Genomic DNA, 18,884 nt, shown 5'->3' with positions numbered 1-18,884 from the left:
GCTCGACGGCCCTCCCACGAGGCCCCGAGGTGGTCCGCGTGCCCGGTGGGCACGCCCTACTGGCAGGTCTTCGGACTCGCGGGCAGACGCGTCCGGCGCGTTCGCCTACTGGCCGTCGCTTCCCGGGCCCCGTCGGGCCCAGTGCTCGTGACGGCGGTCGTTCCCGCTCACCGCTGCGGGGCAGTCCCGGATTCGCACCGGGTTCCCTGTTCGGCGCGACGCCTGGCCGACGTCGACGCCTGGCGGACCCTTGGGGGGGTCGCACCAGCAGTAAAAGTGATCCTAGATGTAGTGGGTCGCAAAAAGCCAACACACCATATGCTGTGGGCGTGTCGCGTCGGCGGGAAAATCTGCGCCGCGTACAACCTGGACGGTGCCCGACCCCGTCAGCGGGGTGAATGTTCATGGACGGGGTGGGTGGATGCGGGCGGACCTGGAACAGGAGTACGTCGAGTACGTCACGTCGCGGCTGCCGGCGCTGCGCCGGATCGCCTGCCACCTGACCGGGGACGCGCACCGTGGCGACGATCTGGTCCAGACCGCCGTCACCCGGCTCTACGTCGGCTGGCGGCGGGCCCGCGAGGCGGACAACGTCGACGCGTACGCGCGTACCGTGCTGGTCCGGGTCTTCCTCGACGAGAAGCGCCGGCTCTGGTCCCGGGTCCGCCTGGTCGACACGCCACCCGAGCCGGCGCCCGCCCCGACCGGCGACGCGGTGGAGGACCGGGAGCTGCTGCACGCCGCGCTCGCCCAGGTGCCGCCCCGGCAGCGAGCCGTGCTGGTGCTCCGCTTCCTGCACGACCGGCCGGTGGACGAGGTGGCCGCCACCCAGGGCTGCACCGCCGGCACGGTCAAGAGCCAGACCTCGCACGGCCTGGCCAGCCTGCGCCGGCTGCTCGGCACGGGCGCCTACGCGATCACCGGAGAGGGGAAGTGATGGAGGAGAAGCTGCTGGCGCCGCTGCGGGACGTACCGCTCCCGCCGTCCGCCGTGGACCTGCACCGGGCCGTACGCGACGGGCGCCGGCAGGTGCGGCGGCGGCGGATCGCCGCGACGGCCACCGCCGGGCTCGCGGTGGTCGCGGTCCTGGCCGCAGCCCCGGCGCTGGTCGGCCGGGCGGACCGGCCGACGCCGGTCGCCCCCGCGCTCACGCCGTCCCCGACCGCCGCGATGCCGGCGACCGCCCCGGCCGCCTTCGACCCCGCCCGGCAGTACGCCGAGTTCGGTTGGGTGCCTCCCGTCATGACCGACCGGACCGTCCGGACCGGGACCGACCAGCTCGCGCTGACCGCCTCGGCGCCGCAGACGTCACCCCGGCCCGTCAAGGACGCGCCCGCGGCCGAACTGCGGCTCGTTGCTGCCGGCCGGGACATCACGCTCGGCATCGACCGGGACTTCGCCGTGGCCGCCGGCCGGGCGGGCTCCGCGGGCCTGGAGCCGGCCGAGCCGGTCAACGGCCGGGCTGCCCGATGGAACGCGAACGCCGCCGCCGCCGAGCCCCGGTCCGCCGCGCTGCGCTGGGAATACGCCCCGGGCGCCTGGGCCGAGGTGATTGTGCGGCACATCCCCGAGAGTGCCGGCGACCCGCGCGCCGTCACCCGGCGGATCGCCCTCGACCTCCGCTACGCCGTGGACCGGCCGATCCGGCTGCCGGTGCGCTTCGCCACGCCCCCGGCCGGCCTGAAGCCGATGGCGTACCTGGTGACCAGGAGGGCGAACGACCGTTGGGACGTCGAGCTGTCCTACGGCGCCGGCAAGCGGACGAAGTACGGGGACTGGCCGCTGGTCGTACTGATGCTGCCCCGCAAGTCGGTGACCGGCGACGGTGCGGTCATCGGCGATCCCACCTCCCGCATCGACGGCCATCCCGCCCGCCGCACGTCCTCCCTGGACGGCGGCGCGAGCCTCCAGGTCTACGGAGTCCAGGGTCTGTACGTGGAAATGACCGCGCACGACAAGGCCACCCTGCGCAAGCTCGGCGGCAACCTGGACGCCCTCTTCCGCAGCGCCACCTTCCACCCGGAGGCCCACGACTGGCGCTGATTTCGACCGGGCAGCGGAATTCGTCCCCGCCGCCCGGTTTGCGACCGCAGCTGCCGGGAAGTCGGGGAACGTGCGAGCCCTGATGAACAAGATCGAGCAGAACGCCGCGCTGGACCCGGTCGGCGACCGGCTCCAGCGGGCCGTCCAGTCGACCCTGCGTGGGCAGCGGGTCCGTGACCTGCTGCACGGCGTCTGGCTGGGCCATCCGCTGCACCCGGCGATGGTGCAGGTGCCGGTGGGCGCGTGGATCAGCGCCGCCGTGCTGGACCTGCTGCCCGGTCAGCGCCGGGCCGCGACCACCCTGGTCGGGCTGGGTACGGTGAGCGCCCTCCCGGCCGCCGTCGCCGGGCTGAACGACTGGGCCGCCCTGGCCCGGGACCAGCGCCGCGTCGGGCTGGTGCACGCCGCCTCCAACTCCGTCGCGCTGGTGTTCTACGCCAGTTCGCTTGCCGCCCGGATGCGCGGCCGGCACGGCATGGGGCGCGCCCTGGCGTACCTGGGGCTGACCGCGGCCAGCACCGGGGCGTACATCGGCGGGCACCTGGCGTACAAGCAGGGTGCGCAGGTCAACCAGAGCATCTCCGAGCTGCACCGGATGACCGACGAGTGGAAGGCCATCGCCGACCTGGCGACGCTTCCGCAGCGCGAGCTGATCACCCGCGAGGTGGACGACGTCTCGGTGATCCTCTACCGGCACGGCGACGACGTCACTGTGATGCTGGAACGCTGCCCGCACCAGAGCGGCCCGCTCGGCGAGGGCGAGGTGCAGGAGATCGAGGGCCACGCCTGCGTGGTCTGCCCCTGGCACGGCTCGACGTTCCGGCTCAACGGCGGCGAGGTCGTGCACGGCCCCGCCGCGAACGACCAGCAGCTCCTGCCGACCCGGGTGGTCGACGGAATCCTCCAGACCAAGCTGCCCTGACCTCCCACCGGGCACTTGGCCGGGCCGCGTTGGCCCGGGCCAGGCGGCCCGTCGGCCCGTCGGCCCGTCGGGATTGCGGGCACGGCAGGGCACCGTGGGCCGGGCCAGGGACCTGCCGGTTCCAGTCGCGAGCGCCGCAGATCACGCCGGCCCACTGTTGGTGGGCGCGGCCCGAGGCGGCGGGCAAGCCGGGCGGCGGCTCGCCTCGTCCTGCGCCCGGTGCGCGTACCCCTGGTCAGTCGCGGCGGTGGCGAGCGCGGGCGGCCGCGACGGCCCGGGCCGGGCGGCGGCGCAGCCCGAGCACCGCGCCGATCTGCGCGCCGACGATGCTGGCCACGGCGAGCACGGCGGAGACCGCCAGCGGCCGGTTCATCCCGTCGTCGTCGGTGGCCCGCGAGGCCCCGGCCGCCATCGCCGGGGGTGCCCCCGCCGGCCGCTCCGCCTGCGGCGGCATCGTCCGGGGTACCGGCTGTCCCGGCGTCGCGCCGGTCCCGCCCGGTCCGACCTGACCGCCCGGAGTACCCGGCCCGGCCTGCTCGTCGGGGACCGGCGACCCGATGCCGCCGGGGGACCCCTTCGGCGAACCCGGGGACGCGGCCGGCGGATGCGGCGACGGCTTACGGGGCGTCGCCTGCCCGGCCACCAGCCGGCCGGTCGCGTGCGTGCGTGCGCCGCCGTCCTCCGCCCGCGCCGGCAGCTTGATCAGCTGGCCCGGCCGGATCCGGTCGGCGTCGGGCAGCCGGTTGAGCCGGGCCAGCTCCTGGTAGCGGTCGAAGTCGTCCAGGTAGCGTTCCGCCACCTCGCCCAGGTAGTCGCCCTTGGCGACCCGGTACACCGGCGGGGCCGGCTGTGGCCGGACAGCCTCGGCGCCGGCGCCCTCCGGAGCCGCCCCCGTCGATCCGACGGGCGGCGCCGCGAGGACCAGCGTCGCGCCCGTCGCCGGCACTGCCGCGTCCGTCGCCGGGAGCCCGGTGCCGGCCGTCGCCGGGTACGTCATGGCCGCCGCCGCGCTGGCCGCCGGGCTCGCCGCGATGATCAGCGCGACCGATCCGACCAGGGCCGCCGCGGCCCGCTGCTGCCGGCTCATCCCGGGCAGCCGGGGCGCCGGCCGCCGCGTCGTCTGCGCCGCCAGCTCCACCAGCACGGAGAAGGCGAACGTCGCCCAGCCGAACCAGCCGACCACGGCCAACGCCCGCAGGAACAACCGACCGTCGTCCCGGCTGGTCAGCGCCGTGCCGACCGCCGACAGGGTGGGTAGCTGGTCGGGCAGGGGATTGCCGGCGAGGGCGAGCAGCGCCACCGGCGCGCCCACCAGCAGCGCGACCAGGACAACCAGCGACCCGAACCCGGTGAGCAGCTGGCCGGTCCGCCGAACGGCGGAGCCACGCGGTGCGGTCATGGCGGCCTTCCCTTCCTACGGTGCCTCGGTGAGCGCCCGCGCAGTGGCCTCACCCGAGACGGTGACGGTGTCGTCCATGCCGAAAAGGCCGAGCAGGTGCCGGCGGTAGGTGACGGTGACGCGTACCCGGATCTGCTTCTCGCCGCCGACCACGGGGAAGCTCACCGAGTGCCCGGTCGCGCCCGCCGCCGAGAGGTAGTCGCGGACGGCCGCCCGCGCGTCGCCCTCGTCGATCTCCTTCGGGCCGCCCTCGATCGCGCGAGCCCGGTCGACGGCCTGGCCGCCGCTGCGGGCCGCCTCGGCGGCGAGGTTGTCGGCGCGTTGCAACGACCGGAGCTGGCCGGCGCCGTCGTACGCGACGCCGATGACCGCGAGCACGCCGGTCATCGCGACGGCCAGGAACAGGCTCACCCGTCCCTCGTCGCGGCCCGTCATCCCCGGCTCCGGTAGCGGTCCAGCGGGGAGGTGAAGGTCGCCGAGGCGGTGGTGCGCAGCGGCATCCCGGGCAGCGCCGGCAGCCGCAGGTCGCGGTGGGACACCACGCAGGTCACCGAGACGGTCACGCTCGCCGGTTGCCCGGCCGGGCTGCGGTACGCCGCGTCGAAGCTGGTCGACCGGCCGCGCACCGAGCCGCCGAGGGTCATCCGGGGCGCGCCGGCGCAGTTCAGGCGCCGCCAGTCGAGCTGGCGGCGGACGGCGTCGCGGGCCGCGTCGCGGGCGGTGCCGGCGTCCCGGGAGATCGAGGCGGCCCGGGCGGCGTCGTGCGCGGCCGCCTCCACCGCCTCGTCGGCGATCGCGGTGCGCCCGGTGACCCCGGCCAGCACGATCAGCGCGATGAACGCCGGGGCGAGCACGGCCACCTCGATGGAGACCGAGCCCCGGGCGCGGCCGTCCGCGGCGGCGCTCACGGGTTCGTCCAGCGCTCGACGGTGCCGTGCGCGGTCTGCCGGACCCGGAAGCTGACGCCCGGGATGACCGACAGGGACCGGCCGGTGACCGTGCAGGTGACCTCGGTGGCCCCGGTGACGCAGGTCGGCCCCGGGCTGTCCCAGCCGACGAGCCAGTCACCGGCCGCGCCGAGGAACCGGGTGGCCCGGGCCTCGCCCGCCCCGTCCGGCGCCTGGAGCACCCGCTGCGCGTTCACCCCGCTCTGCGCGGCGTTCAGCGCGGTGGACCGGGCGACGAACCAGGCGGCCACCTGGACCGAGGCGAAGAGCAGCACCAGCACCGCCGGCATCACGACGGCCAGCTCGACCGGGTTCGCGCCCCGGTCCGTACCCCCGGCGGCGAGGCGTCGCCGCACGGCCCGCACGGCGAGCGGCACGGCCCGACCGGCCGCGCCGTTCCGGCCGGCCCGGCCGGGCCGGGTGGCCTGGTCAGACTCTGCGGCGTGGCCGGATCGAATCGTGTAGCCCGGCCCGGCGGTGTCCGGGGCCGGGACGGCGCGCGCGGTCCGGGTCGCCGGTCCGGGGTGCGGACGGCCCGGCCCCCCCCCCGGCCCGGGCGGGGGGGGCCCCCCGACCGGGGGAGACGACGCAGCCGTTTCAGCCTCGTAGGGAGTCCACATGCCCCGGTCCGCCTGGCAACCCTGGTCCTCGCGCACGCCTCTGCCGACGGAGGGGCCGGCACCGGACCCGGCCGGCCGGCTCACGCCAACGTCGTCCCGGCGGCACATCTCCGCGTCGTCCCGGCGGCACACCCCGGGGTCGTCCGGGCGGCCCGGCCACGGCCCGTGGTGAGCGCGGCCCACCCGCATCTGCCGCTGCGTCCGCTCTGGATCTGCCGGACCTGCGCCGCGCCGTGGCCCTGCGCGACGGCCCGGCTCGCCCTCATCGCCGAGTACGCCCACGACCGGGTCGGGCTCAGCGTCCACCTCTGCGCGGTGCTGCACGACGCGGCCGCTGACCTGTACCGACTCCACCCGCACGACGGACCGGACCCGGCGACCCTCTTCGGGCGGTTCCTCGCCTGGGTCCCCCGTGCCAGGCGACGCCGGAAGAACGATGATCCACTCCGTTTTGCGGCGTGTCGCGGTGTCCCACCGCCCGGACATCGCAACACACCGCAAACGGGGCCGCGATCGGGCGTCAGGGGTGGGTCATGCGGAGGAGGTCGAGGGCCTCGTCGAGCTGGGTCTCGCTGAGCTTGCCGGAGTCCACGTGGCCCCGTGCGATCACCACCTCGCGGATCGAGATCTGCTTCGCCAGCGCCTCCTTGGCGATCGAGGCGGCCTCGTCGTACCCGAGGTGGCGGTTGAGCGGGGTGACGATCGACGGCGACCCCTCCGCGTACGCCAGGCAGACCTCGGCGTCCGCGACCAGGCCGACCACCAGCCGGTCGGCGAAGAGCCGGCTCGACGCGGCCAGCAGCCGGATCGACTCCAGCAGGTTGCGGCCCATCACCGGGAGCATCACGTTCAGCTCGAAGTCGCCCTGCGAGCCGGCGAAGGCGACCGTCGCGTCGTTGCCGATCACCTGCGCGCAGACCTGCCGCATCGCCTCGGCGACCACCGGGTTCACCTTGCCGGGCATGATCGACGAGCCGGGCTGGAGGTCGGGGATGCGCAGCTCGCGCAGGCCGGCGCGGGGGCCGGAGCCCATCCAGCGAATGTCGTTGGCCATCTTGTAGAGCCCGACGGCGACGGTACGCAGTTGCCCGGAGGTCTCCACCAGCGCGTCCCGGGCGCCCTGCGCCTCGAAGTGGTTGCGCGCCTCGGTCAGCGGCAGGCCGGTGGAGGCGCGCAGCTTCTCGATCACCTTCGCGGCGAAGCCGAGCGGGGTGTTGATGCCGGTGCCCACGGCGGTGCCGCCCAGCGGCAGCTCGGCCAGCCGGGGCAGCGCCCCCTCCAGCCGTTCCACGCCGTAGCGGACCTGCGCGGCGTACCCGCCGAACTCCTGCCCGAGGGTGACCGGCGTGGCGTCCATCAGGTGCGTACGGCCCGCCTTGACCACCGTCTCGAACTCCGCCGCCTTCTCCTCCAGCGCACCGGCCAGATGCTTCAACGCGGGCAGCAGGTCCTCGACCACGGCCTGGGTGGCGGCCAGGTGGATGGAGGACGGGAAGACGTCGTTGCTGGACTGCGAGGCGTTGACGTCGTCGTTCGGGTGCACGTCCCGGCCCAGCTCGCGGCCGGCCAGGGTGGCGATCACCTCGTTGGTGTTCATGTTGGACGACGTGCCCGAGCCGGTCTGGAACACGTCGATCGGGAACTGGTCGTCGTACCCGCCGTCGGCCACGTGCGCGGCGGCGGCGGCGATCGCGGCGGCCACGTCCGCGCCGATCACGCCCAGCTCCCCGTTGACCTGCGCGGCGGCACCCTTGATCTGGGCCAGGGCCTTGATCTGGGCCGGCTCGATCCCGCGCCCCGAGATCGGGAAGTTCTGCACCGCGCGCTGGGTCTGCGCCCGCCACAGCGCCTCGGCGGGCACCTCCACCTCGCCCATCGAGTCGCGTTCGATCCGGTAACCCGCTGCCTCTGGAGTCGTCACGCGTACCATCCTGCCGCGCCCACCGCCGACTCGCAGATGATCGCTCAGTCCAGCTCCGCCAGCAGCCGGCCGACCTCGTGCTGGTCCGGCGACTCGACCTGGCGGAACAGCGCCAGCGCCCGCATCCAGTGCGAGCGGGCGGCGGCCGGGTCGGTGGCCCGCAGGCAGCGCGCGATGCCGTCGAGCGCCCGCGCCTGCTCGTAGCGGGCACCCAGCCGGGTGGCGTCGGTGAGCACCCGGCGGTGCAGGTCCAGCGCGCTGGAGACGTCGCCCTGGTCGAGGATCGCCCGGGCCAGCAGGTTGCGCGACGCGCACTGGCCGATCCGGTCGCCCACCTCCATCATCGCCACCAGCGCCTCCCGGTGCAGGGCCGCGGCCCGCTCCGGCCGCCCGGCCTCCCGCTCCATCACGCCGATCTCGTTGCGCACCTCCCCCTCGCCGTACCGGTTGCCGGTCTGGCGCTTGAGGTGCAGCGCGACCCGCAGGAGTCGGCGGGCGGGTGCCAGGTCGCCCATCCGGTGCCGGATCATGCCGAGATGCCCGACGGCGTGCGAGGTCTGCCGGATGTCCTGCGTCTGGCGGGCCAGTAGGAGGTGCAGCCGGGCGGTGTGCAGCGCCTCCTCGTACCGGCCCCAGCCGAGCAGGGCCAGGCAGAGGTTGTTCTGCAGGTTCGTCAGCTCGGCCGCGTCGTTCAGGCCGGTGATCAGGGCGAGTGCCTCGTCGAACTTCGCCTTGCCCTGCCGGTACTCACCGTTGCCCGCGTACGAGGCGCCGAGGTTCCACAGCGTGCTGAGCACCTCGCCGCGCAGCCCGAGCCGGCGGCGCAGGTCCAGCGCCACCTCCATCAACCGGATCGCCTCGGGGAAACGGGCCAGGCGGTAGTACGCCGAGGAGAGGTAGTTCAACATCATGGCGATGGCCACCTCGTCGCCGAGGTGCTCGGCGACCCGGAGGCCGATCGTGTGGGTCTCGATCAGCTCGTCGAGGTGCCCGCCGTCGAAGTTCGGCCGCCAGCAGGCCCGGGCCAGCTGCCAGCACCGCGCCGGGAAGCCCTCCTCCTCGGCCAGCCGGACCAGGGCGGTGAGCGCGGCCAGGTTCTCCTCGAACCAGGCCCGCCCCCCTGCCGCGCAGGCGGCCACCAGATCGGGCCGGGTCGGCGTGACGGCCGGCAGGGTGGGGCGGCTGCCGGCCGCCTCCACCGTCCACGCGATCGCCACCGCCACGTGCAGGTGGTGATCGAGCAGGCGGGCGAGGGCCTCCCGGCGCTCGACGGCCCGGTCCGTCTCGGCGAGCAGCAGCCGGGCGTACTCGCGGATCAGGTCGTGCAGCCGGTACCGGCCCGGCTCCACCTCCTCGGCCAGGTGCGAGTCGACCAGCTCGTCGAGCAGGTCCTGCGTCTCGGGCAGCGGCAGCTCGGCGAGGGCGGCGGCGACCCGGTTGTCGAACCGTACGCCGGGGTGCAGGCCGAGCAGCCGGAACAACCGCTGGGCCGCCGGCGACACCTGGGCGTACGACAGGGCGAACGCCTGCCCCACCGAGCGATGCCCGGCGGCCAGCTCGGCCAGCGGGCCGCCCCCGGTGACCAGCCGCTCGGCCAGGTCGGCGACCCGCCAGCGGGGCCGGTGCGCCAACCGCGCGCCGGCCAGCCGGATCGCCAGCGGCAGGTATCCGCAGCGGCGCACCACCTCGGCCGCCGCCTGCGGTTCGGCGGCCACCCGCTCCTGGCCGGCCACCCGGCCGAGCAGTTCGATGCCCTCGTCCGGGTCGAGGACCGGCAGGGACGAGGGCCGTCCCTCGTCCAGGCCGACCAGCCGGCGGCGGCTGGTGATCAGCACCAGGCAGTCCGGGCCGGTGGGCAGCAGCGGCGCCACCTGGTCGGCACCGGCGGCGTTGTCCAGCACCACCAGGGCCTGCCGGCCGGCCAGCTCGCTGCGCCACACCGCGAGCCGGTCGTCCAGGTCCAGCGGGACCCGTTCCGCCGGCACCCCGAGCTGGCGCAGCAGCGTGGCCACCGCGGCGGCGGGCGTCAGCGGGGTCCGTTCGCTGTGCCCGTGCAGGTCCACGAAGAGGTGCGCGTCCGGGTAGCGGTCCGCCAGGGCGGCCGCGACGTGCACCGCCAGGGTGGTCTTGCCGCTGCCGGCCATCCCGTCGATCAGCTGGATCCGGGCACCCTCCTCCTCGATCTCCTTCACCAGGCGGGCCATCGTCTGCTGCCGGCCGGTGAAGTCGCTGATCGCCCGGGGCAACGACCGGACGGGGGCCACCGGCCGGTTCTCCGGCCCGCCCAGCGCCAGGTCGCCGGCGAGCACCCGCTGGTGCAGCTCCTGCAACGCCGCGCCGGGTTCGATGCCCAGCTCCTCGGCGTAGATCCGCCGGCCCTCCCGGTAGACCGCGAGGGCGTCGGCCTGCCGTCCCATCGCGGAGAGGGCGAGCATCAGCTGGCCGCGCAGCCGTTCCCGCAGCGGGTGCCGGTCGACGCTCTCGGCCAGCTCGTCGACCAGGTCGGCGGCCTGCCGCAGCCGCAGCTCGACGTCGACGCACTCCTCCAGGGCGGCGAGCCGCTGCTCGTCGAGGGTCTGCGCCCGCCGGCGCACGGCCCGGCTCCGGATGCCGCTCAACGCCGGCCCGCGCCACAACCCGAGCGCCTGCCGGTAGTGCCGGCGCGCCTCGGCCGGCTGCCCGGCCGCCACTGCGGCGCGGGCGGCCTCGACCGTACGGGCGAAGACCTCGAAGTCCAGGTCGGCCGGTTCGACGCGGACGCCGTAGCCGACCGGGTCGGTGACGATCACGTCGGCCGGCAGGCCGAGCGCGGCGAGCCGCTGGCGCAGCCGCGAGACGCAACTGTGCAGCTGGGCCTTGGCGGTGGCCGGCGGGCGTTCCTCCCAGACCGCGTCGACCAGTTCCTCCACCGGTACGACCCGACCGGCACGCAGCAGCAGCATGGCGAGCACGACCCGGTCCCGACCTGCGGTGACGGTGGCCTCGCCGCCGCCGACCCGCAGAGGTCCCAGGATCCCGAACCGCATCCGCTCCCCCCCGCGCGCCGTGGTGCAACTTCCCGCAGCGTAGCCCGCCGGTGCCGGCTCGCCCCTTCGAGGCGATAGCGATCCGATAGCGGAACGACAGTGGCGGAGCCGAGACTCTTCGTGGGTTGTCGGTGACGACATCCGACGGGGGCGGTGCGCCCGGCCGGTGAACACCCGGTTGGGCGCACCGATGTCGATGTGCGGCAGGCGAGCAGGGACGTCCGGCGTCCCGCCGCCCACCTCCCCCGGCGTCCGCGAAGCGCCGGCGTCCGGCCGAAAGTCGGGCGCGCCAGCCCACTCACGCACTTAAGATCATCACGATCCTCTCACTCCCACCGGAGGCTTCCACCTTGTCCGAAAACGGCGGTTCCACCGGCGTGCCGACCGCACGCCGCCGACGCGTACCGCGCCGGTTCCTCACGGCAGGCCTCGCGGCCCTGCTCACCACCACGGGCGCCCTGGCGGTCACCGGCCAGCCGGCGTCGGCCCTGCAGAACTACGTCCAGCCCATGGAGGTGGCCTGGACCGACAACGCCCAGCCCACCCGCTCATTCCCCGCCGAGGACGGCAGCCTGCCGGTCGGCACCTGGCAGGGCACCGCGGGTGACAAGCACACGTCCCGGGCGTACTTCACCTTCGACCTCAGCGACTACCACGGGCAGCGGATCATCAGCGCCCGGGCGGTCACCGGCGAGCGGTCGGTGACCAACTGCGACAAGCCGCGCGAACTCCAGCTCTGGCGGACCGAGAACCCGACCACCGCCCCTACCTGGAAGAACGCGCCCACGGCGGTCGAGAAGCTCGCCGACCTCACGGTGTCCGGCCCGGCCTGCCCCGCCAGCTACCTGTCGACCGCGATCACTGACGCGGTGAGCAAGGCGGTCGCGGCGAAGCAGGACAAGCTCACCCTCATGCTCCGCATCGGCGAGCACGAGGACGGCGTCCTCTGGGGCCGGCGGGTAACGACCCTCGGTGTCTCGCTGGAGCACAACACCGCGCCGAACATCCCCACCAATCTCGCCGCCGGCGGCGTCGCCTGCCGCGACGACATGTTCATCGGCACCACCCGGCCGGAACTCCAGGCCGTGGTGACCGACCCGGACGTGAACGAGACCGGCGGCGGCGACCCACTCAAGGCCACCTTCGCCTGGTGGCCGGTGGACCGGCCCACCGAGCGGACCGAGTTGGAGTTCACCTACGCGCTGCCCTCCGGGTCCCGGTTCCAGTACACCGTGCCGGACGGGGTGATGGTGCACGGCGGCAGGTACGCCTTCAGCGTCCGCGCCACCGACCAGTACGCCGACACCTCGCCCTGGTCACCGGAGTGCCGGTTCACCGTGGACACGAAGGTCCCGCCGGCGCCCACGGTGTCCTCCACCGACTACCCGTCCGGCTGGAACCCGCACGGTGGCCCCGGCATCCCCGGCCGGTTCACCCTCACCGCGCCGGGTGCCGACGACCTCGCCGGCTTCCGGTACGGCCTCTCCGGCGCGATCACGTACGTGAGCGCCGACGCGGCCGGCACGGCGACCATCTCGGTCACGCCGACCATGTACGGCTTCAACCAGCTGTACGTCCAGGCGGTGGACCGGACCGGCAACCGCTCCCCGCAGACCAGCTACGAGTTCCGGGTGCAGGACACCGCCCCACGGATCACGGACGGGAACCCGACCGGCGCCTTCGGTGAGCCCCGCGAGCTGACCCTCGCACCGGTCATGGAGAACGTCATCGAGTACACCTGGCGGCTCAACGGCGGCGAGCCGGCGACCGTGCCGGCCGCCGGCGACGGCACCGCCAAGGTGACGATCACCCCGCGCACGGGTGGACTCAACACGGTCACCGTCACGAGCCGAACCTCGGACGACCTGCCCAGCGGCACCGCCGAGTACCGCTTCTACCTGGCGAACGCCCCGGTCATCTCCTCGCCGGACTTTCCGCTGGACGGCGGCGACGGCCCGCTCGCCGGCACGACGGGCTCGTTCACCTTCGCGCCGGGCATGCCGGGCGTGACCGAGTACGTCTGGTCGGTCAACGGCGGCGAGCAGCAGACCGTGGCCGCGAAGCAGGACGGCACGGCCAGCGTCACGTACACCCCGACCTGGGCGGGCTTCCAGTGGATCGAGGTGTTCAGCCGGACCGCCGACGGGACCGAGTCCGAGATCACCTCCGGGTACTTCGGCATCGTCTCGCACGCCCCCGAGGTCGGCTCGGCCGACTATCCGATGTACCGCGAGGCGGGCGGCCCGGGCGTGACCGGCGCCTTCACCTTCCGCCCCGCTCACGAGGGCGTCACCGGTTACGTCTACGACTTCGGGGACGGCCCGCAGACGGTGGCCGCGGCGGCCGACGGCACCGCGACGATCAACTGGACGCCGCGGTCGTACCCGGCCGACAGCAGCGGTTGGGTAAGGCTCACGGTCCGCGAGAAGGTAGGCGACATCGTCTCCGACGAGACTGAGTACCCCTTCATCCTCGGCAAGCTGGCCCCGACGGTGACCAGTGCGGAGTATCCGGCCGCCGGCGAAGGCGGCGGCCCGGGGATCGCCGGCAGCTTCACGCTGACCGCCACCATGCCGGGCACCACGGAGTTCGTCTACCGGTTCGGGACCGAGGAGAAGACCGTGCCGGCCGGCCCGGACGGCACCGCCACCATCACCCTCACCCCCACCGAGGGGGGCGGCAACTTCCTCTTCCTCTCCAGCCGGACCGACTCGGGCATCACCTCCGGGGAGGACTACTACTACTTCTACGTGACCTACCCGAGCTGATCGACGACACAGGAAAGGGGGCGCCGGGCGGAATTCCGCCCGGCGCCCCCTTTCGCGTACGTCGCGGGATCAGCGCCGCCCGACGGTCAGCACCGGCTTGGTGACCTCGGCGAAGAAGTCGTTGCCCTTGTCGTCGACCACGATGAACGCCGGGAAGTCCTCGACCTGGATCTTCCAGACCGCCTCCATGCCCAGCTCCGGGTATTCGAGCACCTCGACGTGCTTGATGCAGTCCTGGGCGAGCCGGGCCGCCGGGCCGCCGATCGAGCCGAGGTAGAAGCCGCCGTGCTGCTGGCAGGAGCGGGTGACCTGGGACGAGCGGTTGCCCTTGGCGAGCATCACCTGGGAGCCGCCGGCGGCCTGGAACTTCTCCACGTAGGCGTCCATCCGGCCGGCGGTGGTCGGGCCGAACGAGCCGGAGGCGTAGCCCTCCGGGGTCTTGGCCGGGCCGGCGTAGTAGACGGCGTGGTCGCGCAGGTACTGCGGCATCGGCTCGCCCGCGTCCAGCCGCTCGGCGATCTTCGCGTGGGCGATGTCCCGGGCGACGACCAGCGGGCCGGTCAGCGACAGCCGGGTCTTCACCGGGTACTTCGACAGCTCGGCGCGGATCTCGTCCATCGGCCGGTTGAGGTCGACCTTGACGACCAGCTCGGCGTCCAGCGTCTCGTCAGTGACGTCGGGCAGGAACCGGGCCGGGTCGGTCTCCAGTCGCTCCAGCCAGACGCCCGACGGGGTGATCTTGGCGACCGCCTGCCGGTCGGCGGAGCAGGAGACGGCGATCGCCACCGGGCAGGAGGCGCCGTGCCGGGGCAGCCGGACGACCCGCACGTCGTGGCAGAAGTACCGGCCGCCGAACTGCGCGCCGATGCCGAAGTCGCGGGTCAGCTCCAGCACCTGCGCCTCCAGCTCCAGGTCGCGGAAGCCGTGCGCGGTCATCGAGCCGGCGGTGGGCAGCGCGTCGAGGTACTTGGCCGAGGCGTACTTGGCGGTCTTCAGGGCGTACTCGGCGGAGGTGCCGCCGATGACGATGGCCAGGTGGTACGGCGGGCAGGCCGAGGTGCCGATGAGCCGCAGCTTCTCCTCCAGGAACTGCATCATCCGCGTCGGATTCAACAGCGCCTTGGTCTCCTGGTAGAGGTAGGACTTGTTGGCCGAGCCGCCGCCCTTGGCCATGAAGAGGAACTTGTACGCGTCCGGGTGCCCGTCCGGGTCCTCGGCGTAGAGCTCCACCTGGGCCGGCAGGTTGCTGCCGGTGTTCCGCTCGTCCCACATGGTCAGCGGGGCGAGCTGCGAGTAGCGCAGGTTGAGCCGGGTGTACGCCTGGTACACACCGCGCGAGATCGCCTCGGCGTCGGCGCCGTCGGTGAGCACGTGCCGGCCGCGCTTGCCCATCACGATCGCGGTGCCGGTGTCCTGGCACATCGGCAGCACGCCGCCGGCGGCGATGTTGGCGTTGCGCAGCAGGTCGAGCGCGACGAACCGGTCGTTCGGCGAGGCGGCCGGGTCGTCGATGATCGACCGGAGCTGAGCCAGGTGCGCGGGGCGCAGGAAGTGGGCGATGTCGTGCATCGCCTCGGCGGTCAGCGCGGTCAGCGCGGCCGGCTCCACGGTGAGGAACCGACGGCCACCCGGGCCGTTGACGACATCGACGCCCTCGTCGGTGACCAGGCGGTACTCCGTCTGGTCCGGACCGGTCGGCAGCAAGGGGGCGTACGAGAACGCGGCGGCACTGCTCATGACGGGAAAGCCTAGGGCAGACCGGTCGATCGGTGGCACCCGCCGGGTGCGTCGTGGGATGCCGCTCTCATCCGGGGCGGGGCCCGCCGCGCTCAGCCGTCGTTTTCCCCCGGGTCGGGGCAGAGTTCCCGCTTCGGCCCACAGTCCGGCTGGTCCCCGGGGCCGCCCCCGGTGGCTGGGCCGGGGGAGCTTCCGGTATCGGGGGCGGGGACACCGCCACCGTCGGGCGGCGGCTCGGCGCCACCACCGCCGAACCGGACGTACCCGATCTCCCGCCCCTCTCCGATGATCATGCCGTCCGGCCCGACCGCGAGCGCGTTGGCGCTGGTCCGCAGCACCACCAGTTCCCGACCGGTCCGTGGGTCGAGCGCGACCAGCCGGTTCGGCTTGTCCTGGGTGACGATCGCCGCGTACGGGGTGAGCGCCGCGCCCGCCCGGTCGCCGGCGGGGCGGTTCCAGCGGACCCCTTCGACGCCCAACTCCCGGCCGACGACGGTGTCCTTGTCGGCGGTGCGCACCAGCGCGTACCGGTCGTCGACGGCGAGCAGCTTCTCGCCCTCCGCGTCGACGAGCAGCAGCCGCCCGTCGTACCCGTCGATGACCGCCTCCCGGCCGTCCGGCGCCACGCCGATCAGCACGTTCCGCGCGCCCTGCGGGTCCTCCCGCTGCACGCAGCCGGCGCTGTCGGCGGTGCGCAGGTTGACCCCGGCCTTGCGCCACGCCTCCTGGCCGGTGGCCGGGTCGCGGGCGGAGACGACGTACTGGCAGGTGCCGTCCCGGGAGACGGCGCTGATCCGCAGCATCCGGCCGCCGATCACGGCGAGCCGCTCGTCCCGCCCGGGCTCGACGTTCTGCACCACCCGCCCGGTGGCGGTGTCCACCACGTGCACCCGGCCGTCGACCGGGAAGCCGAGCAGCGGCGGCACCGACTCCGGGCCGGCCACCCCGCCGTCGATCCGGGGCGCGGTGAGCCGGCGGGTGCCGAGCAGGTTGGGGTTGTCGGCGAACAGGCCGGTGCTGACCCCGGGCAGGAACGCCGTCCAGAGTGGCCGGGTGCCGCGCGGGTCCCAGGCGGTCAGGGTGCAGTCGGTCGGCTCGACGCAGTGCGCGTCGAGCAGCATGTTCCGGTACGTCCAGACGGCCACCGCGTCGTCGTCGCGCCGGCGCACCACCCCGGTCGTCGGGTCGAGCAGTTCGTACCCCTTGACCAGCAGCTTGCCCACCGCGACCACCGGGTCCCGGGTCCCGCCGGCCACCGCCGCCCAGTCCGCCTTGCGCTCCCAGAGCTGCGTGCCGGTGGCCAGGCTGCGCGCCTCGACCCGGGTCCGCTGCTCGATCACGACGGTGTCCCCGGCGATGGTCACGCTCTTCGGGGTGCCGCCGATGCGCTGCTGCCAGACCACGTCCGGGTCGGAGATCGGCTGCCGCCGGTCGACCCAGTCCCAGATCGCGGGGAACGGGTTCCAGACCCCGGTGGCGGCGAGCACGACCACGGTGACGAGCCCCAGCAGCAACCAGCCGCGTACGCCAAGGCCCTTCACACCGCACACGGTAGCGACGATCACCGAACTCCCCCGGCCCCGCGCCGGAGTGTCGCCGCCCTTTCTGCGCGTCGGCGCCGGGCGCCGGAGCTGCCCGGCGCGGGAGCGCGGGGCGTCAGCGGGGCGCGGCGGCGGAGCGAACCAGGGGCAGGACGCGGTACGGGATCTGCTCGGCCAGCGCGATGATCGTGGAGGCGCGGCGGATGCCCTCGTACGAGACGATCTGGTCGATCACCCGCTGGAGGTCGGTGTTGGACCTGGCGACGATCCGGCAGAGCAGGTCGCTGGAGCCGGTGATGGTGTGCGCCTCCAGCACCTCGGGGATGGCCGCCAGGTGGGCGGTGACCGCGTCGTGGCCGTGCCGCTGGCTGATCTCCAGGGTGACGAAGCTGGTCACCCCGAAGCCGATCGCGGCCGGCGAGACGTCCGGCCCGAAGCCGCCGATCACCCGCCGCTCGACCAGCTTGTCCAGCCGGGCCTGGACGGTGCCCCGGGCCACCCCGAGCCGGCGGGAACACTCCAGCACCCCGATCCGCGGCTCGTCGGCGAGCAACTGGATCAACCTGGCGTCCAGCTCGTCGAGCTGTACATCCTGTCCAGCGTTCATGTTTCAACACTCTACCGAATGTGCAGGATGACCAGCGGAAACGACGACGGTTGCCCAGTGCGCCGGGTCACGGCGATCCTCCTGGCAAGAGCATCGGAAACACCGCGGCGGCCCAAGAGGCCGGCCGGTACGCAAGGGAGGACACCATGACCCAGGCGATCGACCGACCCCAGTCGACCGAGGAGGTCGACGTCGACGCCCTCGTCGGCGCCGTCGACCACGACATCACCCGGGACCCGTTCCCGGTCAAGGGCCTCGACCACGTGCACTTCCTGGTCGGCAACGCCAAGCAGGCCGCGCACTACTACTCCACCGCCTTCGGCATGACCTGCGTGGCGTACCGGGGGCCGGAGCAGGGCTACCGGGACCACGCCCAGTACGTGCTGACCAGCGGCTCGGCCCGGTTCGTGCTGACCGGCGCGGTCCGCCCGGACGCCGCCGGCGCCGAGCACGTCGCCAAGCACAGCGACGGCGTCTCCGACATCGCGCTGGAGGTGCCGGACGTCGACGCCGCGTACGCGCACGCCACCGCGCAGGGCGCGACCGGCCTGGTCGAGCCGCACGACCTCACCGACGAGCACGGCACCGTGCGGATGGCCGCCATCGCCGCCTACGGCGACACCCGGCACACCCTGGTCGACCGGTCCCGCTACACCGGCCCGTTCCTGCCCGGCTTCGTCGCCCGCGGCCCGATCGTGGACCGCCGGCCAATGATCGACGCCGGCCTCCAGCCGAAGCGCTTCTTCCAGGCGGTCGACCACGTGGTCGGCAACGTCGAGCTCGGCCGGATGGACGAGTGGGTGGAGTTCTACAAGCGGGTCATGGGCTTCTCGAACATGGCCGAGTTCGTCGGCGACGACATCGCCACCGACTACTCGGCGCTGATGAGCAAGGTCGTCGCCAACGGCACCCGCAAGGTGAAGTTCCCGCTCAACGAGCCGGCGATCGCCCGCAAGAAGTCGCAGATCGACGAGTACCTGGAGTTCTACCAGGGCCCGGGCGCCCAGCACATCGCCGTGGCCACCAACGACATCCTGGCCAGCGTGGACGCGATGCGGGCCGCCGGCGTCGAGTTCCTGGACACCCCGGACTCCTACTACGACGACCCGGAGCTGCGCGCCCGGATCGGCGAGGTCCGGGTGCCGATCGAGGAGCTGAAGTCCCGCAAGATCCTGGTTGACCGGGACGAGGACGGCTACCTGCTCCAGATCTTCACCAAGCCGGTGCAGGACCGCCCGACCGTCTTCTTCGAGCTCATCGAGCGGCACGGCTCGCTCGGCTTCGGCAAGGGCAACTTCAAGGCGCTCTTCCAGGCGATCGAGCGGGAGCAGGAAGCGCGCGGCAACCTGTAAC

General features: G+C 73.8%; 14 protein-coding genes, 1 pseudogene and 1 riboswitch. Of the genes and pseudogenes, 6 read left to right on the top strand and 9 right to left on the bottom strand.

Features of this window, described 5'->3' with window-relative positions; translation table 11 throughout:
• Window positions 1-64 precede the first annotated feature (64 nt).
• Window positions 65-211, bottom strand: a riboswitch (cobalamin riboswitch).
• Between the two features lie 210 nt (window positions 212-421).
• The 3 genes from KBX37_RS02775 (at window position 422) to KBX37_RS02765 (ending at window position 2,965) form a co-directional block, all read left to right on the top strand.
• The gene (locus tag KBX37_RS02775) at window positions 422-937 is read left to right on the top strand and encodes a SigE family RNA polymerase sigma factor (protein ID WP_210774273.1); all 516 of its coding nucleotides are present in this window, start codon (window positions 422-424) and stop codon (window positions 935-937) included.
• Window positions 937-2,043 (top strand): hypothetical protein, encoded by a 1,107-nt coding sequence (locus KBX37_RS02770; RefSeq protein WP_210774272.1) that lies wholly within the window; start codon window positions 937-939, stop codon window positions 2,041-2,043. Before KBX37_RS02775 ends, KBX37_RS02770 begins: the two co-directional genes overlap by 1 nt.
• An 82-nt stretch (window positions 2,044-2,125) precedes the next feature.
• On the top strand, window positions 2,126-2,965 hold the full coding sequence (locus KBX37_RS02765) for a Rieske 2Fe-2S domain-containing protein (protein ID WP_247656909.1): 840 nt from the start codon (window positions 2,126-2,128) through the stop codon (window positions 2,963-2,965).
• 235 nt (window positions 2,966-3,200) lie between these two features.
• On the opposite strand, the gene KBX37_RS02760 is transcribed toward KBX37_RS02765, so the two are convergent.
• Genes KBX37_RS02760 through KBX37_RS02745 form a run of 4 tightly spaced genes read right to left on the bottom strand, consistent with a single transcriptional unit; the run spans window position 3,201 to window position 5,688 of the window.
• On the bottom strand, window positions 3,201-4,364 hold the full coding sequence (locus KBX37_RS02760) for a LysM peptidoglycan-binding domain-containing protein (protein WP_210774269.1): 1,164 nt from the start codon (window positions 4,362-4,364) through the stop codon (window positions 3,201-3,203).
• Window positions 4,365-4,379: 15 nt separating this feature from the next.
• Window positions 4,380-4,799 carry a hypothetical protein gene (locus tag KBX37_RS02755; protein ID WP_210774267.1) on the bottom strand — a complete coding sequence of 140 codons (420 nt, stop codon included), beginning with the start codon at window positions 4,797-4,799 and terminating at the stop codon, window positions 4,380-4,382.
• Window positions 4,796-5,272: a TadE/TadG family type IV pilus assembly protein gene (locus tag KBX37_RS02750; RefSeq protein WP_210774265.1), complete on the bottom strand. Its 477-nt coding sequence runs from the start codon at window positions 5,270-5,272 to the stop codon at window positions 4,796-4,798. The genes KBX37_RS02755 and KBX37_RS02750 overlap by 4 nt, the downstream gene beginning before the upstream one ends.
• Window positions 5,269-5,688, bottom strand: coding sequence for a TadE/TadG family type IV pilus assembly protein (locus KBX37_RS02745; protein WP_210774263.1), 420 nt, complete (start codon window positions 5,686-5,688; stop codon window positions 5,269-5,271). The genes KBX37_RS02750 and KBX37_RS02745 overlap by 4 nt, the downstream gene beginning before the upstream one ends.
• Window positions 5,689-6,096: 408 nt before the next feature.
• Between KBX37_RS02745 and KBX37_RS34120 the strand changes: the two are divergent.
• Window positions 6,097-6,342: pseudogene (locus tag KBX37_RS34120) on the top strand (hypothetical protein); the annotation flags it as partial.
• Between the two features lie 109 nt (window positions 6,343-6,451).
• Here the strand turns inward: KBX37_RS34120 and KBX37_RS02740 are convergent.
• A complete protein-coding gene (locus tag KBX37_RS02740) occupies window positions 6,452-7,861 on the bottom strand; it encodes a class II fumarate hydratase (RefSeq protein WP_210774261.1) in 1,410 nt (469 codons plus the stop codon).
• Window positions 7,862-7,896: 35 nt separating this feature from the next.
• A complete protein-coding gene (locus KBX37_RS02735) occupies window positions 7,897-10,878 on the bottom strand; it encodes a BTAD domain-containing putative transcriptional regulator (protein WP_210774259.1) in 2,982 nt (993 codons plus the stop codon).
• Between the two features lie 377 nt (window positions 10,879-11,255).
• Here KBX37_RS02735 and KBX37_RS02730 point away from each other — a divergent pair, with 377 nt between their 5' ends.
• A complete protein-coding gene (locus tag KBX37_RS02730; protein ID WP_210774257.1) occupies window positions 11,256-13,646 on the top strand; it encodes a DNRLRE domain-containing protein in 2,391 nt (796 codons plus the stop codon).
• A 69-nt stretch (window positions 13,647-13,715) separates the two neighbouring features.
• Here KBX37_RS02730 and KBX37_RS02725 read toward each other — a convergent pair whose 3' ends face one another.
• The 3 genes from KBX37_RS02725 to KBX37_RS02715 form a co-directional block, all read right to left on the bottom strand.
• The gene (locus KBX37_RS02725) at window positions 13,716-15,383 is read right to left on the bottom strand and encodes a fumarate hydratase (RefSeq protein WP_210774241.1); all 1,668 of its coding nucleotides are present in this window, start codon (window positions 15,381-15,383) and stop codon (window positions 13,716-13,718) included.
• Window positions 15,384-15,475: 92 nt separating this feature from the next.
• The gene (locus KBX37_RS02720) at window positions 15,476-16,897 is read right to left on the bottom strand and encodes a PQQ-binding-like beta-propeller repeat protein (RefSeq protein WP_247656935.1); all 1,422 of its coding nucleotides are present in this window, start codon (window positions 16,895-16,897) and stop codon (window positions 15,476-15,478) included.
• A gap of 142 nt (window positions 16,898-17,039) precedes the next feature.
• Entirely contained in the window at window positions 17,040-17,531 is a 492-nt protein-coding gene (locus KBX37_RS02715; RefSeq protein ID WP_154941420.1) for an Lrp/AsnC family transcriptional regulator, read from the bottom strand.
• Between the two features lie 146 nt (window positions 17,532-17,677).
• On the opposite strand from KBX37_RS02715, the gene hppD reads away from it, so the two are divergent.
• The gene (gene hppD, locus KBX37_RS02710) at window positions 17,678-18,883 is read left to right on the top strand and encodes a 4-hydroxyphenylpyruvate dioxygenase (protein WP_210774238.1); all 1,206 of its coding nucleotides are present in this window, start codon (window positions 17,678-17,680) and stop codon (window positions 18,881-18,883) included.
• The last annotated feature ends 1 nt before the right edge of the window (window position 18,884 follow it).

The organism is Micromonospora sp. U56, assembly GCF_018070095.1.
Classification (GTDB): Bacteria; Actinomycetota; Actinomycetes; order Mycobacteriales; family Micromonosporaceae; genus Micromonospora; species Micromonospora purpureochromogenes.
This window is presented reverse-complemented; position numbering and strand designations above follow the sequence as displayed.